Raw genomic sequence first — 15,189 nt, 5'->3', positions numbered from 1 at the left:
CAGCAACTTAGAAGATACAAGGGTAAAATTTGAGAGTCTCAAACGGTTCACTGAGCCGCTAAGATCAGGGGAGTCAGGTTCGGAAGCGCATTCTCAACCTTCGGTTGTATTTCCACAGTGGCGGAAGCGACTGTCACAAAAGCAGTCAACGCACTGAGGATCAATTTTTCAATTACGGTGGCTTGCGGTTGCATGGCTTAGAGACAATTCATCAATTGGGTTATCTACTTTGACATATGTCTCAGATCAGGAAGCTTATGCAGTTTGTAGGAAATTGAGGGGTGGGGTATTGGGGTTAAAGGCGTTGAGGCTTAACCCAAGCGACGGGAGTCAGACTATAGCAGAAATCAGGAGACAGGAGACAGGAGACAGAATTGAAACCTTTATCATAAAAGGATTTGACAGAAAAACAGTGTCCTAATCAACTCTTTCTCTGCTATAGATTATTTAATACCCAAAACCTGATAAACATCTACCGATTTTTGTCGCCCTTTTAACTGAACATGACCCACCAAATCTGTAGGAAATAGATCCTGAATATATTGGTAAGTGTTGTCACTAATTAAAATCCGACACAACCCCTGGCCAAAAGATTTATCATAACTCTCCAAACGGGCTGCAATATTCACCGTATCGCCCAAAGTCGTATAGTCCATCCGTTGAGAACTTCCCAAACTACCCGTTACCACAACCCCCGTCGCAATGCCAATTCGCATCGAAACCGTCGGTTGTCCATCAAGTCTCCACTTTTGATTGAGTAATCGCAATTTTTCCGCCATCTCCAGCGCACAGGAAACCGCTAAAATAGCATCTTGGGCGATTTCTGACTCGTGAGTTCGGGGTAAAGGTACGCCAAAACCTGCCATAATGGCATCGCCAATAAACTTATCAATAATTCCGTCATGGCTGAGAACCGTATCCGCCATTGTATTCATATATTCATTGAGCCAAAACATCAGGCGATCCGGTTCCATTGATTCGGCGATCGCGCTAAAATCTCGAATATCAGCAAATAGAATCGTCGCCGTCATCTTTTGTCCGATCAACTGACCTTGAGTGATCAGTTCATCGCGACTTCGCCAAATCTCATCCGCTATTTTCGGGGTGACATGACGGCCAAACAAATTCATCAAAGTTTGTCGTTCTTGACGTTCCTGATTGGCAATATAACCTGTAATTGCTATTCCTGAACCGACCAAAGCTAACAATGGCGGAATCATCGGTATCCACCAGCCCCGCAGAAACGCCAAATAACAAATAACCGTTAAACTCACTCCGGTAAGCATAATCACAACGGTTCCCTGTAGCGGACGATAACTTAATCCGATGGTCATTCCCACCGCAGACCAAACTAAAATCCACAGCCACTCGGTTTTTTCTGACCAGACGTTAAATAAGACTCGTCCATCGAGGGCGCTACTGAGAATTTGACTGGCGATATTCGCATGAATAATCACCCCTGGTGTGCGATCGCTAATTCCCAATAAACTGCTACTGTAAGGGGTAAAAAATAGATCGTTGAGACTTTGAGCCGTCGCCCCAATTAGTACAATTTGATCACGCATCAAATCTGGTGAGACGCGATCGGTTAAAATATCAGAAATCGAAACGGAGTGAAAGTTATCGAGTAAGCCGCGATAGTTCAATAGAATTTGATAGCCGCCGTTATCGGCTCGCACATAACCGCCGTCGTTACGAGTAAAACGGGTAAACACGGCTTGTCCGAGTTTGACTTCTCCATTATCGGTGATTTCGGGTATAACGCCTTGGGCTTCTAAGTAGATGAGTGCCAGTTGTAAGCCCAGGTTAACAACCGTTTGATTCTCTGAGGGTTGTATCGTTAACAACGCTCGTCGAACTTTCCCATCTCCATCCAAAAGCAAGTCCGCCGCACCCACTTGATTTTGTTCTTTTAATAACTCGGGGGGAGCAACTGTAGAACCGTTTGCATCACTGACGACTTTTTCAACTCCGATGAGATTGGGTGTTGTTCGATAGGTTTCTAGGAGTTGTTCATGTCCGGGGGGGACAGGTAAATTCCGGTAGAGATCTAAACCAATAGCGAGGGGTTGTTGTTGCTTGATTTTTTCGATGAGTTCAGCCAGAAGACTATCAGGAATCGGCCATTTTCCAATTTGTTGAAGATCGGGTTCATCAATGGTAACAACGACAATCCGTTGATCGATTGGCTCAAGAGGGCGCAGACTGATCATTTGATCAAATGTCGCCCATTCTAACAGTTGTAATACTCCGGTTGAACGCAGTCCAATCACCAGGATCGCGACAGCAGGCACAATTAACGCACGGCGAATTGACTTAAAGAACGGTTTCCCAGGGCGAGAGTTGGAAGTTCTTAAGCCTAAAAAAGCTTTTTTTTTTCGGTTGTGAACTTCAAACTCCATAACACCGATTGGTTTGTGAGTAGGAGCAGGTTTTGAAGAAACATTTCTAGAGTGATCACACTTCATTCTACTAGACCAACCCCTACAAAATTTGTTTAATCGATGAAGGGCTGATTGGCAATTTCTTCTAATCCCACAGATTGTAAAAGTTCTTGCCATTTACTGGTAAGCATTGAGTTTTCCGGCTGGGTTTGTCGCAAATTTGCTAAAATTTCTACGCTTTCAAACCAAATGCCATTTTGAGCATAAAGAGCAGCCTTTTCTAGGGGAGTCAATTGCTGAAGTTGACGCGCTAAAGCACTATCAGCTTCGACTCGGCGAATTTCCCCGGTGACGAAAACAACTTCGGGCTGATTTTGAGGGGACTGAGTTTGGCAAATAATCCCAAAAGACCAACGGTAGGATTGACCGATTTTGAGTGATGGCGCATCTGAGGGCAGTTTAACACTCACAATGCCTGTTTTGCCAGAAAGCGGTATACTCGTTTGATAGACGTCCTGACCTTTTTGATCTTTGAGACTAAATACCGCTTCTTGGGCTGCCATTGCAGGTACAAAGAAGTAAAATGTTGGGCTGGCTTCGGTGGTTAATCCGGTGAAATCGGAACTGATATTATTGGGTTGACTAAACGCCGGGACGAGGGCGGTGAGTTCGGTTTGATCTTCGCTGAACACAGGACAATTGAAGCCTGTGCGAGAAGCCCCTCCCGCAGTTCGTTGTGGCATTCCTTGTCCGGCAGGCGGTTGAAACGCTACACTGGTTCTCGTTCTTTGCTGTGAGGGTCGTTTTTCGGCTTGGGCGGGTAGACTCGGATTGAGTGCCAGTCCAACGGAAACGGTCACTAAAACGCTTATGAACTGTTGAGAAAAAAGTTTTCTTTGCATATGGGGTGAATCCTCATGGTGAAAGTTATAATTGCGATCGCCAGATGCCCCAGTTTATGATGTCCTCTAAGAATTGAGGGGTTTGATTAAACGGGTGAACTGTATGGCGCTACGCGCAAGTCAGAAGTCAGAAGTCAGAAGTCAGAAGTAGGCGAAAAGAGGCTTTCAGCTTCTTAAAAAGTTTGGCGGGACGGAAACCGACACCGCCAACTTTTCGCTTTTACTAATGTCCTAACCATAGTGCGTAGTGCCATAGCTCTAAAAAGGGGAGCTATTTTTTTAGATCTCTTGATCTAAGATAACAATTCTAGCTCTGGCTTAGGGTGAAAATGTTTAAGCTTTTCTTAAGTATAAGTGAGTACCTCTACTAATAACAATTAGACGTATTAGGGAATGGTCAACCGGATTAGAGCCAGTTCCCAACAAGCACAAAAGCCGCCCAATAATAGGGATCTTGATATTGGCTTGTTTGTAATAATTTTAACTGAGCTAAACGCAGTGCCTCCGCTTTACTAACTCCCGATAGAGTCAATTCGCGGTAAAATTCTGTCATTAGGAGGGCTGTAGAAACATCATTAACCTGCCATAAGGTTGCTAAGGTACTCCGCGCCCCTGATCGAACGGCTACACCTGCTAACCCTAACGCCGCCCTTTGATCTCCTGTCGCTGTTTGACAAGCACTTAAAACCAATAATTCAATCGGTTCAAGATCATTTTGGGAACTTCGTAATAATTGATCAAATTCTTTAACATTGATTCGACCATCCCAAGTTAACAAAAATGTTTGATCAGCTTGGGAACTAAACTGACCATGAGTGGCTAAATGAACAATCGAAAAAGACGTTTGACGCAGTTTTTCGACTAACTCCTGACGGGTAAACTGTTCATTCAGCAACACTTCTGTCGGAACTTGGGCTTGAATTTGTTCAAGTTCATACTCAACCGCAGGTAAGGCGACAAACCCTTGACGGGCTTCACTTAATCCTAAAATTAACGTCTTCAGGGATTTTTCCGCAAGCGGTTGGGGCGTCAACAATTGTAAACTTGGAGTGAGCGCAAGATTATACTTTTCAATCAAATATTGTTGTCCGTTGTGAAGTGCAGCCATCGGCAGATTTCGCAGGGAACCATCCAACACAAACACCAACGTTTCAATTTGACTGCTGTTGAGATCGGCTTCCGCCGGACGAACTAACCAATCATACACTTGCTGAGATAAAGCTAAACGTTTTTGAGAGGAAAATATCGGAACATACAACTGTCGCAGTTGTCCGACTGTCACATCCACTTTTTGGGCGTCTATTGGTGTAGAATAGGAACGCAGAGGTTGACCGGGTAAAGACAAAATCACCTCTAAACGATCTGCCAAAATAATCGGATAAATCACGGCAGCATGAGGATCAACTTGATCGATCAACTGGGGTTGAAGATTCGCATCCAGACAAGCTTCTCGAAAGAAGTTATCTAATTCTGCTAGTTGTAAGGACTCAATTAACTCTCGGGCTTTTCTGAGATTTTTCTGACTGGGAACTTCACCCACCGCAGGCGGTTGTAAAATTAAACTAACTAACTGCCGATAAACGGGTTCAACAGTCTCTCGAAATGAAAACTGTACATCAGGATCAACGGCGACTAAATCGGTTCGCAATGATTCTAACGTTTCGACGGCTTGGGTATATGCTGCGATCGCGGCTTCTGTTTTTCCTTGTGCTTTTAACAGTCTACCCAGTTGCCATTGCCAACGATAACTAATATCGGGTGCATTGATCGCTTGGGCTAACAGTAAGGCTTGTTCACTCAGACGTTGGGCGATTGACCATTGTTGTGTTTGTTCGTAAACTGCTGCTAAACTACCTAAACTGTAGGCTTCGGCGCGGGTATCTTGCAGTTGTCTGGCGATCGCAATGGCTTCAGTCAAGAGTTCAACGGCGACTAATATGTGTTCGGCTTCGGAAGGGAATTGTAGCAAGCTTTCGGCTAAATTCACCCGCAGATAAACTGTCATCCGACTCTTCGGTTGATCAGAGAGTTGGACTCGTATTTGTGGCCATAACGCCTGAAATTGTAACTGACTTTGTGCTTCGGCTAACAGACGCAGGTGATTGAGTTGGGCTTGAATTTGAGTTAGGGATGAAGTCGCGGCGATCGCAGCATCTTGGTAGGCGTTGATCGCAATTTCGGGCTGTTGTTGGGCGCGGTGGGTATTTCCCAAACTGAGTAAAATTTCGGCTTGGGTTTGACTGGCGTTTAACTGTTGAGCAATTTCTAAACTTTCCCGTAAAATGGCTTGAGATTGGTTAAGATTGCCCACAACTCGTAAAGTGTCCCCTAAACTTCGTAGTCCGGTGGCTTTGAGTAAGGAATTGGGTTGCGATCGCAATTTTTCCTCAATTGCCTGTAAAGTTCTCAAGGCTTGGCGATACAGCCCCAAAGCTTGTAAGGCGGTGGCTTGATTAATCTCAGTGGTGAGAAGTCCGTTGAGATCTTTGAGTTGATCGAACAGTTTAGCGGCTTGTTTCCACGTCTCTAAGGCTTGTTCAGGCTGTCCTTGACTCAGGTATAGCTGACCTTGAATATTGAGGACAGAGGCGAAAATACGGGGTTCTGAAAGGGGTTTTAGGAGGGTGATACTGCTATTAATGGCAGTTGTTGCTTGTTCCCACTGTCCCAACTCCTGCCAAACTAAGGCTAGGTTACTCAATGCGATCGCTTGGTTGAGGAGATCTCCAGTGGCGGCGAAGTCGGAAACCGCTTGTTGGAGGAGTTCAGATGCTGCGGTGAATTTTCCCGCTTCATAGAGTTGTCGGCTTTGTTGCAGGGTTTGATCCGGTGAGTCGGATGGGGGTAGACTAAATGCAGGTTGACTCCCCAAAGCCAAGACCAACAGAATTTTCCCGGCTACCGATGATGGTTTACTGCTCATCTGTTGTTTGTTTAATGCAACCGTATAATCTCATTGAGTGTATTATTTCGGTGAGTACGATCTTATTCAGTTCAGATCAAGTTGCTCAACAGGTTAGCTTGACAGAAGTTGACAACAATGATATCTTTACTTACTCGTGATCTTGTTTACTGTTGGCTGGCAACGTCCTCAATCGTCGCTTCATCGGAGTTGCCAAGGATCAATCAGTAACAATCAACCCAAGCCGAAAGCTGTTCTCTGGATAAAAAATCGCTTAACAGATTGAAATCTGCAAAAGTTTTTAATCGGAATTGAGATGGTACATTAAAAAAATTGAAACTTTCACCCCAAACACCATTAACCGTGTTGGTGTACCTTAATCTATACTAAATGCTGACTTATCAAGAACGATTTATCCCCGGTCAAAGAGACTCCCTGATTTTGTTGCAAAATCTGCTAGAATCTGGGCTATTTTTTGATTATATGATGTACCACCAGCAACAGGAGGTTCGCATCGCGGCTAACGCTTTAGCAACTGTATCAGTCAGTCTGGAGGCGATTTCGATCAATGGTTTAGATCAACAGCAATTTCAACCGATCCGAGATCCGTTTAAACAAGTCGAGTCAGCGTTTTCCAAGTTAGCGATTGAGAATTGGACAGCATATGGTTATGTTAGCTTTGATATGGCTCGTTTTTATTATCCCTATACCAAAGCGATTGATCAACCCCTACTTTATTTTTTTGTCCCTGAAACTGAACTCCGCATTACCGCAGAAGGGGTTTATATTAAGAGTCTCAAGCATTTGTCTAAATTACAAAGCCTTTGTGAAATCGAAACGAGCGCTTTTCACAACTATTCTTCGACTTCCTTACCGGAATTATATTTGACTGAAAAACAACAGTACATCGAAAAAGTTCAGCAGTTAATTGAAGCTATTCAAGCGGGAGAACTGCAAAAAGCGATTATTTGTCGTTCGATCAAGTTTCCTGGAGAATTGGATATTTTAGGAACTTATGCGCTGGGTTATCAAGGAAATCATTCAGCACGTTCCTATTGTTTTCAGTTTGGAGAAGTGCAAGGTGTTGGCTTCAGTCCCGAAATTTTAATGGAGATTCATGCTAATAATTGGACGGTGACGAATCCTTTAGCGGGAACTCGACCTAGAGGGGAGAATATAGAAGAAGATTTGCGACTTCAGCGAGAATTATTTAGCGATGCAAAAGAAGTGAAAGAACACGCGCTTTCGATTTTATTGGTTCAACAAGAAATGGCGGAAATTTGTGTTCAGAATACGGTGAAAATCTTAGATTTTATGCAGGTGAAACAGTATCCCTATGTTCAACATTTATCCTCTCATGTTGTCGGACAACTTCAAGCGGATAAAACACCTTGGGATGCGTTAAAAGCGTTGTTTCCGGCGATTACGGTTTCGGGAATTGAAAAAAGTCAGGCGATTGCTTGGATTGATCGTTTAGAAGATACACCCAGAGGGATTTATGCAGGCGCTATTGGTTGGTTTAACTGTGAAGGGAAAGCTGATTTTGCGATTCCGATTCGTTCAGCTTATCAATATGGAAATAGCATTCATTTGAACGCAGGAGCGGGAATTATGGGCGAATCTATTCCGCAAAAAGAGTACATTGAATGTGGGAACAAAATGAATACTATTTTAACGAATCTCGTTTTAAAAACCGATTAGTTAAGATTAAGCCCAAAGCCAAAAAACCTCCGATTGTTTGCGGTTCGGGAACTTTTTTTTCCGGCTGTGTAGAGATGGCAGTCAGGTTTTCAACCGCAGTTATTTTCCCAAATAATAAGGCTTCTGAGATTTGATGTTCTTGGGAAATAAAATCGCTGAGAATATCTTGACCGGCACCGTAACTAAAGCCAACTAACGATAAAGTGTAGCTAACTCCATCGATTTCAAAGCTTTCAGGTGAAAAAGTAATGGGAAAGGAAATTTTGTCAGAACAGTCGCTGCTGACACTGTAATACATACAGTTTCCATTATTGGGAGTTTCGTCAATTTCTAAGTTAAAATCAAAGGTTTTTAGCCCAAATTCCGCAAAGTCTAAACTGAGGGCGAGATTAACCGCAGAGGCGGCTGTATTTCCGTAAATAACGTTATTGAAATGACGCAACATTCCAATTTGAAAAACGTTTTCGAGTTCCAAATCTGTCCCATCAACTCCGGTAAACCCGAGTCCACTTTTTGCACCGGGAATAACTGGATCACCCCAACGAATTTGGTTTTCTTCGCCTATCGTTTGATATTCAATAAAACTTCCACCGATGGGATGACTCCAACTCCCCTCTGAACCGTTGAGTGTTAACGCATTCGCCGCCGTTCCCGCCAAAGCAAACGCTGAGGTTAATAGCAGGTTAACAGAAAGTTTTGAGAACATAAATTTCTCCCTAGAGAAAGGTGATTAATTTACCATTAGGATAGGGTAAATTTCTCTAGGAAAGGCAAAAAATTTACAGAATTTTACAATTTAATTCCCAACAATTTTTCTTGAAATATTAGTAGGATGAGAATGACCCATCCTAATCTAATACTCTATTTAGTTTGTTTTTTCTGACGAGTTAATACAGCCCCTAACGCACCAAATATCAGTAAACCTGCTGCTGTTGTCGGTTCAGGTACAGACTTGCTTTCTTCAAGGTATGCAAAAAGGTTACTTGCATTAAAAGACAAATTATCGAAACTTGGATCGAGAGAAACAAAAATGGGAAATCCGTTCGGATCAACAAATGTTTGTCCTTGATTTGCGCCTGGATCGGATTCTGTATCAACATTTAACGGGATCAGAGTTTTGGGTGAAAAGTTAGCTTCACTCAGATCAATTGCAGCAATTAAATCCCAAACGGGGTTCGGATCATCATCACTTTGAATAACAGTAAGCGCAAAGTCTAAAAACTCAGCCGCGATTAAACTTTCTGGTGTTCCTGTAGCGATCCAGGCTGAGTAATCTTCGCGACTAAATTCTACTTTATTGGTTGCATCTAGGGGCGTTAACTGAATTTTTAATCCCTTTTCAGCCGCACTAAATACTTCTTGAGCAGCTAGCGGATCAATCCAGATATTAAACTCAGCAGTCAAGTTTGTAGAGAAAGGTGGGTCAGGAAATGTGGTCAAATTTCCGGGAACATATACTGCTCCGCCCATGATTTGTACGACTGAAATATTATCGATAATAGTGGGATCAAGTCGTAGGGCTTCGGCAATATTTGTTAAAGGACCAGTGGCTAAAATGGCAACAGGTTCAGGAGAGTTTTTAACAGTTTCTACAATCAGTTCAGCCGCCGATCTTTTTTCAACAGGAGGAGCGGTATCTGGTAGCGTTACAAATGGCGGCCAAAAACTATCAGAACCATCCCGAACAAAGTCGGGAAAAGCGTTATTTCCAGCTACCGGATCAGGTCTACCAATTCCTAAAGGAATTCCTGTTATATCTAAGCGTCCCAACATTCGCTCAACATTATTCACAAAAACTTCAGGACGAGCAATCCCTTGAGCGATCGTAATGGCTTCAATGTCAAATTTAGGATTCGCTAACATATAAGCTAAGGCGGTCATCCCATCTTGGCTACCATCGTCATCAAAAATCAGGGGAGTCGGTTTTATTGTAGCTGCAAAAGCGTCAACAGCAATAATACTGGAAAAGGCAACCGTTGTTACTGCGGTAGCAGCAATTTTAGTGAAGATGTTTTTCATGCTTTCAACCTAGAGTAAATTCGCCCTAAATTTCAGAAAAATTTCAGAAATTTATGAATCTCAAGAGTTCTACAGATGTATGATAGAATACTTGAGTTGTGAGTTACAACACTGTTAAAAGTTATCTTTAGTCTTAAGATAACTCTATAAAGTATATCATAAAAAAGCAAGTTTATTTTAAAAATTTGTGTAAATTATTTCGGGAGTTTCTTGACATAGAGGAGGGTTATTTAAAGTCAATAGGCACAATCTCAAATAAAAGTAGGATGGCCATTACCCATCCCACCAATACTATTTAGCCCATCCTAATCTAATACTCTATTTAGTTTGTTTTTTCTGACGAGTTAATACAGCCCCTAACGCACCAAATATCAGTAAACCTGCTGCTGTTGTCGGTTCAGGTACAGACTTACTTTCTTCGAGGTATGCAAATAAATTACCTGCATTAAAAGACAAATTATCGAAACTCGGATCGAGAGAAACAAGAGTATTCGGAGGTAAACCCGGAATGACTTGTGTCTGTCCTTGAGTTTCTCCAGGAGCAGATTCAGTGTCAATTTCAATGTGTAATCCGGTTTCAGGCGAGAACTCCAACTCGCTCAAGTTAATCGCAGCAACCATATCCCAGAGAGGGTTAGGATTAACATCACCCCCAACAACGACCAGAGAAAAATCTAAGAACTCTGCTGCTAAAATGCTTTCTGGTGTACCTGTTGCTAACCAGGCTTCATAGTCCTCACGAGTAAACTCAATTTTATTCGTTGCATCTAGAGGAGTGAGTTGAATATTTAAGCCATTTTCTCCCGCTTGAAACACTTCCTGAGAAGCTACAGGATCAAGCCAAATATTAAACTCCGCTACTTCATTTGTAGAGAAGGGAGGCTCAGGAATAACTCCTAAATTTCCTGGGACAAATAAGGCTCCGCCCATAATCTGAAGGACAGAAATATTATCAATAATACCTGGATCGATTCGGAGAGCTTCCGCCATATTGGTCATTGAACCTGTAGAAAGAATTGCTACAGGTTCAGGAGAGTTGTTAATGGTTTCGACCAGTAATTCTGCCGCAGTACCAAATTCAATATCGGGTACTTCTTCAGGTAAAGTAACAAAAGGAGCGTAAAATTTTTCGGCATCATTGCGAATAAAGTCAGGAAAAGCGTTATCACCTGTAAGTGGTACAGCCGAACCAATACCAACTGGAATATCGGTTGCATCAAGGAAACCGAGCATTCGCTTTAGACCCATTTGAAAATCTTCACTTTCAGGCCGAGCAACCCCATGAGACATTGTAATTGCTTTGAGATCAAATTTAGGATTAGCTAGTATATATGAAAGAGCTGCTAATCCATCTTGGCTACCATCGTCATCAAAAATCAGGGGAGTCGGTTTTATTGTAGCTGCAAAAGCGTCAACAGCAATAATACTGGAAAAGGCAACCGTTGTTACTGCGGTAGCAGCAATTTTAGTGAAGATGTTTTTCATGCTTTCAACCTAGAGTAAATTCGCCCTAAATTTCAGAAAAATTTCAGAAATTTATGAATCTCAAGAGTTCTACAGATGTAGAATAGAATACTTGAGCTGTGAGTTACAACAGTGTTAAAAGTTATCTTTAGTCTTAAGAGAACTCTATAAAGTCTATCATAAAAAAGCAAGTTTATTTTGAAAAGTTGTGTAAATTATTTCGGGAGTTTCTTGACATAGAGGAGGGTTATTTAAAGTCAATAGGCACAATCTAAAATAAAAGTAGGATGGCTATTACCCATCCCACCCATACTATTTAGCCCATCCTAATCTAATACTCTATTTAAGAGGACAAGTAGCTCTTAATGAAACCGACGAATTGTTTTGCGAAGCTGATAGACTCCAACTAATCCGAATGTCACTAATAATCCCGTAGCAGGTGACGCTTCAGGTACTGCTGTGAAAGTGGGAGCAAACTGAGTGTCTCCTGTATTGTCTCCAAAAATTTCGGCGGTTTGTAAACAATCTTCAGTACAAACATCAAAGGGGTTTCCAGCGATTGTCAGTAAAGCTATATTTTGACTATTTACATCTCCGAATTCCCCGGAATTAAATTCTAGACTCAGATTGGTTGTATTACTGAAAAAATCAGTTCCAAAAAGTGATGCGGTGATCTTTTTCCCTTCAACTTTAAATTGATTAGAGAAGTTAGGAAGTGTAGTAAAGTCAAATCCAATTAAAGATTCAAATAATGGATTTGTTGTAGAAGTCAGGATAACAGACGTTGCTGAAACATTGTCTCCTTCAGGTACTTCTAGTATTCCTGAAACGGTTCCATCTATGCCACCAACAACGTTAGAGAAATCCCATTGAAAAATAGCAGCTTCTGCTTTGGGTGCTTCAAAGGCGATCGCAGCAGACAACACAACAGCAGTAGCTACGGTAGATGTAACTTGGTTGAAGATATTTTTGAGAGTCATCGTTAGATAATTAGGTAGAAGTGGATAACTAGATTGCTGGTAGAAAAGCAAGTTCAAACAGAGATAGTTAATCCCCTGGAAACTCGTTTAAATCTCTCCCCGTTAACCTGAAAGCATAAGGTTAACTGATAATTTCCCGATTTCAATAAAAAATATCGAGCTAGACTTTTTCAAAAATCTATTGAGGTGGGTAAAAATCCTATGATTTCACCCAAACACCAACCCTATTCGTAACTTAAATCTTGATGAACTGCTAGGCTTTCCCGTGTAACGGGTTATTGAAATTGGGAGGTCTAATTGACGAAATTTATGAACACATACTAATTGGATTAACTCCGTTATGGCAATACCTCAACCGTATTTTTACGGAATCTTTAAACTTCATGGGTGATTAGAATCGTCAACTTTACAAAAAGGGGGGTTATGTGAAGCCCTTTACAGTGGCCCTAGCCCGATGGCACGGCGTAGCCCCTACGGGTTGAGTAGTGTTGTAGAGACAATTCATGAATTGCCCCTACCCGTTTCAACCTTCTTATTCTTGTTCTCCGAGGGCTTTATTCAGGTTCCAAGCCGCACTAATTAGCGCTAAATGAGTAAAGGCTTGGGGGAAATTTCCTAATGCTTCTCCTGTGGCGCCGGTTTCTTCAGCATAGAGTCCTAAATGGTTAGCATAACCCAGCATTCCTTCAAACATTAAACGGGCTGATTCTAGACGTTTTTTGTCGAGGTGTCCCGCACGAGTTAAGGCTTCAACTAACCAAAAGGTACAAATATTAAACGTGCCTTCTTCCCCTTCTAAACCATCGTGGGTTTCATCAACATTGTAGCGATAAACGAGATTATCTGAAACTAATCCACCTTGATCGGGGGGTTTATTCATAGCATCTAAAGTTTTCAACATTCGCGGATCAGTGGGAGAGAGGAAAAACACTAAAGGCATCATTAAATTAGCCGCATCAAGGGTATCACTGCCATAATATTGCATGAACGCTTGTCGTTCTTTATTCCAGCCTTTTTCCATGATTTCTTCATAGATTTTATCGCGTATTTCTAACCAATGTTGACGTTCAGCCGGAAAAGAACGTTTGTCAGCCAGTCGTATCGCCCGATCTAATGCAACCCAACACATTAAGCGAGAATAAACAAAAGCCTGTTCATCTCCTCGCATTTCCCAAATTCCTTGGTCTTTCATCTGCCAATGATTACAAACCCAATTAATCAGTTTTCGCAGTTGAGTCCAGAGTTCATAGGAAATCGGAGTGCCATATTTATTGTACAAATAAACCGAATCCATCAACTCGCCGTAAATATCTAATTGAAGTTGTTGGTAGGCTTCATTGCCAATGCGAACCGGACGGGATTGACGATATCCTTCTAAATGATCGAGAGTTTCTTCTGTTAAAACATGACGACCATCAATCCCATAAACAATTTGTAGAGTACCATCAGGATTGAGTTCTTCACAACGATTTTCGATCCATTCCATGAATTTTTCGGCTTCTTCAGTGAAGCCAATTCGCATCAAACCATACAAGGTAAAAGCAGCATCGCGTATCCAAGTATAACGATAATCCCAATTTCGTTCACCGCCAATTCCTTCGGGTAAACTACAAGTCGGCGCCGCAATAATCGCCCCAGTGGGTTCAAACGTCAGTAATTTTAACACTAACGCCGAACGTTCCACCATTTCCCGCCAACGTCCCCGATAGGTACATTTAGACAGCCAATTGCGCCAATAATTGACAGTATGTTTAAATAATTCTGTGGCTTGGGAAGGTTTGATGGGTAAACCGCAACCCGCCCCCGCTTCGGTACCTTGCAAGACAAACACCGCTATTTGCCCCGCTTCTAGGGTAAATTTAGCGCAGACGCCTTTATTTTGGGGTTCGAGGGGAATATCGGTGGCGAGTCCTAAATTCAGCGTTGAGGAGTAAAAACAGGCGCCTTTGGGGGTGATATCAATTTCGTGTTCATCCCGACAATAGTTGAAAGCAGGTTCACATTCTGCTAAAAAGGTCATACTCCCCCGAACTACTCGCACTTCTCGGATGAGGGAATGATAGCCGATTTCATTTTCTCCTAAACCGACAGGCATAAAATCAACAATTTCGCCCACACCATCAGAGGTTAAGAAACGGGTAATCAAAATATTACTTTCCGGCCAGTAAAGTTGTTTGTAGGTAACATCAGGAATGGCAGGGGCAATTTTGAAATATCCGCCTTTATTTTCATCAAGAATTGATGCGAATACACTCGGCGAGTCGTGATGGGGAAAACAAAACCAGTCTATTGATCCGTTTCGTCCCACCAAGGCGGTAGTGTACATATTGCCAATAATGCCGTAATTTTGAATCGGTTGATAGGTCATTGTGTCGCTTAAATTCAATTAAATACTGTACTGCCCTGTTTGGGAGGGGCTGAGTTGACATCCTCCCCGTCGTAAACAACGGGGATTCCCAGCAGAAGACTATTTCAAAATATCAAATATTGATAATTGAACAGCATTCTCTAGGTGGGTTGACGTTTCACGGGCTGCTGCTTCAATAACCGAAGTCTCACGCCTGCCTCCGCGTCCGTTTAGGCTCTCCGAAAGTCCTCCGGCGAGTAAAATATTTGAGGCGGCATTTCCATCACGATCATGTACTGTTCCACAATTTAAACAAGTCCACTCACGAACAGAAAGGTCTAATTTACCACCTTTAAAGCCGCAGCACGAACATTTTTGAGTTGTCGGTTCCCACCGACTTATTACTCGAAATTCTCGGCCATATTTTTCGGCTTTACCTTCAAGAAGGGTTCTAAACTGTCTCCACCCTAAATCACTAATTGCTTTGGAA

11 protein-coding genes are annotated in these 15,189 nt (G+C 42.3%); 1 reads left to right on the top strand and 10 read right to left on the bottom strand.

What is annotated here, in order from left to right:
* Positions 1-47 precede the first annotated feature (47 nt).
* From WN50_RS34840 to WN50_RS23600, 4 genes are all read right to left on the bottom strand, one after another.
* Positions 48-194 carry a hypothetical protein gene (locus WN50_RS34840; protein ID WP_160315434.1) on the bottom strand — a complete coding sequence of 49 codons (147 nt, stop codon included), beginning with the start codon at positions 192-194 and terminating at the stop codon, positions 48-50.
* A 249-nt stretch (positions 195-443) separates the two neighbouring features.
* On the bottom strand, positions 444-2,402 hold the full coding sequence (locus tag WN50_RS23610) for a CHASE2 domain-containing protein (RefSeq protein WP_046281106.1): 1,959 nt from the start codon (positions 2,400-2,402) through the stop codon (positions 444-446).
* A gap of 95 nt (positions 2,403-2,497) precedes the next feature.
* Positions 2,498-3,286 (bottom strand): DUF928 domain-containing protein, encoded by a 789-nt coding sequence (locus tag WN50_RS23605; protein WP_046281105.1) that lies wholly within the window; start codon positions 3,284-3,286, stop codon positions 2,498-2,500.
* A 406-nt stretch (positions 3,287-3,692) separates the two neighbouring features.
* On the bottom strand, positions 3,693-6,209 hold the full coding sequence (locus tag WN50_RS23600; protein ID WP_046281104.1) for a CHAT domain-containing protein: 2,517 nt from the start codon (positions 6,207-6,209) through the stop codon (positions 3,693-3,695).
* Positions 6,210-6,578: 369 nt separating this feature from the next.
* Between WN50_RS23600 and WN50_RS23595 the strand changes: the two genes are divergently transcribed.
* Complete coding sequence (locus WN50_RS23595) at positions 6,579-7,889, top strand: anthranilate synthase component I family protein (protein WP_046281103.1); 1,311 nt, start codon at positions 6,579-6,581, stop codon at positions 7,887-7,889.
* On the opposite strand, the gene WN50_RS34315 is transcribed toward WN50_RS23595, so the two are convergent.
* The 6 genes from WN50_RS34315 to WN50_RS23565 all read right to left on the bottom strand — a co-directional run.
* Complete coding sequence (locus WN50_RS34315) at positions 7,855-8,595, bottom strand: THxN family PEP-CTERM protein (protein ID WP_046281102.1); 741 nt, start codon at positions 8,593-8,595, stop codon at positions 7,855-7,857. The genes WN50_RS23595 and WN50_RS34315 overlap by 35 nt on opposite strands.
* Before the next feature lie 155 nt (positions 8,596-8,750).
* Entirely contained in the window at positions 8,751-9,908 is a 1,158-nt protein-coding gene (locus WN50_RS23585; RefSeq protein WP_049560961.1) for a nucleoside hydrolase, read from the bottom strand.
* Positions 9,909-10,226: 318 nt separating this feature from the next.
* The gene (locus WN50_RS23580; protein WP_049560958.1) at positions 10,227-11,393 is read right to left on the bottom strand and encodes a nucleoside hydrolase; all 1,167 of its coding nucleotides are present in this window, start codon (positions 11,391-11,393) and stop codon (positions 10,227-10,229) included.
* Positions 11,394-11,734: 341 nt separating this feature from the next.
* Positions 11,735-12,352 carry a hypothetical protein gene (locus WN50_RS23575; protein ID WP_049560955.1) on the bottom strand — a complete coding sequence of 206 codons (618 nt, stop codon included), beginning with the start codon at positions 12,350-12,352 and terminating at the stop codon, positions 11,735-11,737.
* Between the two features lie 532 nt (positions 12,353-12,884).
* Positions 12,885-14,720, bottom strand: a complete 1,836-nt coding sequence (locus tag WN50_RS23570; RefSeq protein WP_046279179.1) for a glycoside hydrolase family 15 protein — start codon at positions 14,718-14,720, stop codon at positions 12,885-12,887.
* A 99-nt stretch (positions 14,721-14,819) separates the two neighbouring features.
* Positions 14,820-15,189 (bottom strand): RNA-guided endonuclease InsQ/TnpB family protein (locus WN50_RS23565; RefSeq protein ID WP_049560952.1); only part of this gene is annotated, 370 nt, incomplete at its 5' end.

It is taken from the genome of Limnoraphis robusta CS-951, assembly GCF_000972705.2.
Note: the sequence above shows the minus strand (reverse complement) of the source record. Positions and strands in the feature narration are given on the sequence as shown.

Bases quoted from the DNA above. Each gene is read 5' to 3' on its own strand.
- WN50_RS34840 (WP_160315434.1), bottom strand. From the start codon at position 194: ATGCAACCGCAAGCCACCGTAATTGAAAAATTGATCCTCAGTGCGTTG.
- WN50_RS23610 (WP_046281106.1), bottom strand. From the start codon at position 2,402: ATGGAGTTTGAAGTTCACAACCGAAAAAAAAAAGCTTTTTTAGGCTTA.
- WN50_RS23605 (WP_046281105.1), bottom strand. From the start codon at position 3,286: ATGCAAAGAAAACTTTTTTCTCAACAGTTCATAAGCGTTTTAGTGACC.
- WN50_RS23600 (WP_046281104.1), bottom strand. From the start codon at position 6,209: ATGAGCAGTAAACCATCATCGGTAGCCGGGAAAATTCTGTTGGTCTTG.
- WN50_RS23595 (WP_046281103.1), top strand. From the start codon at position 6,579: ATGCTGACTTATCAAGAACGATTTATCCCCGGTCAAAGAGACTCCCTG.
- WN50_RS34315 (WP_046281102.1), bottom strand. From the start codon at position 8,595: ATGTTCTCAAAACTTTCTGTTAACCTGCTATTAACCTCAGCGTTTGCT.
- WN50_RS23585 (WP_049560961.1), bottom strand. From the start codon at position 9,908: ATGAAAAACATCTTCACTAAAATTGCTGCTACCGCAGTAACAACGGTT.
- WN50_RS23580 (WP_049560958.1), bottom strand. From the start codon at position 11,393: ATGAAAAACATCTTCACTAAAATTGCTGCTACCGCAGTAACAACGGTT.
- WN50_RS23575 (WP_049560955.1), bottom strand. From the start codon at position 12,352: ATGACTCTCAAAAATATCTTCAACCAAGTTACATCTACCGTAGCTACT.
- WN50_RS23570 (WP_046279179.1), bottom strand. From the start codon at position 14,720: ATGACCTATCAACCGATTCAAAATTACGGCATTATTGGCAATATGTAC.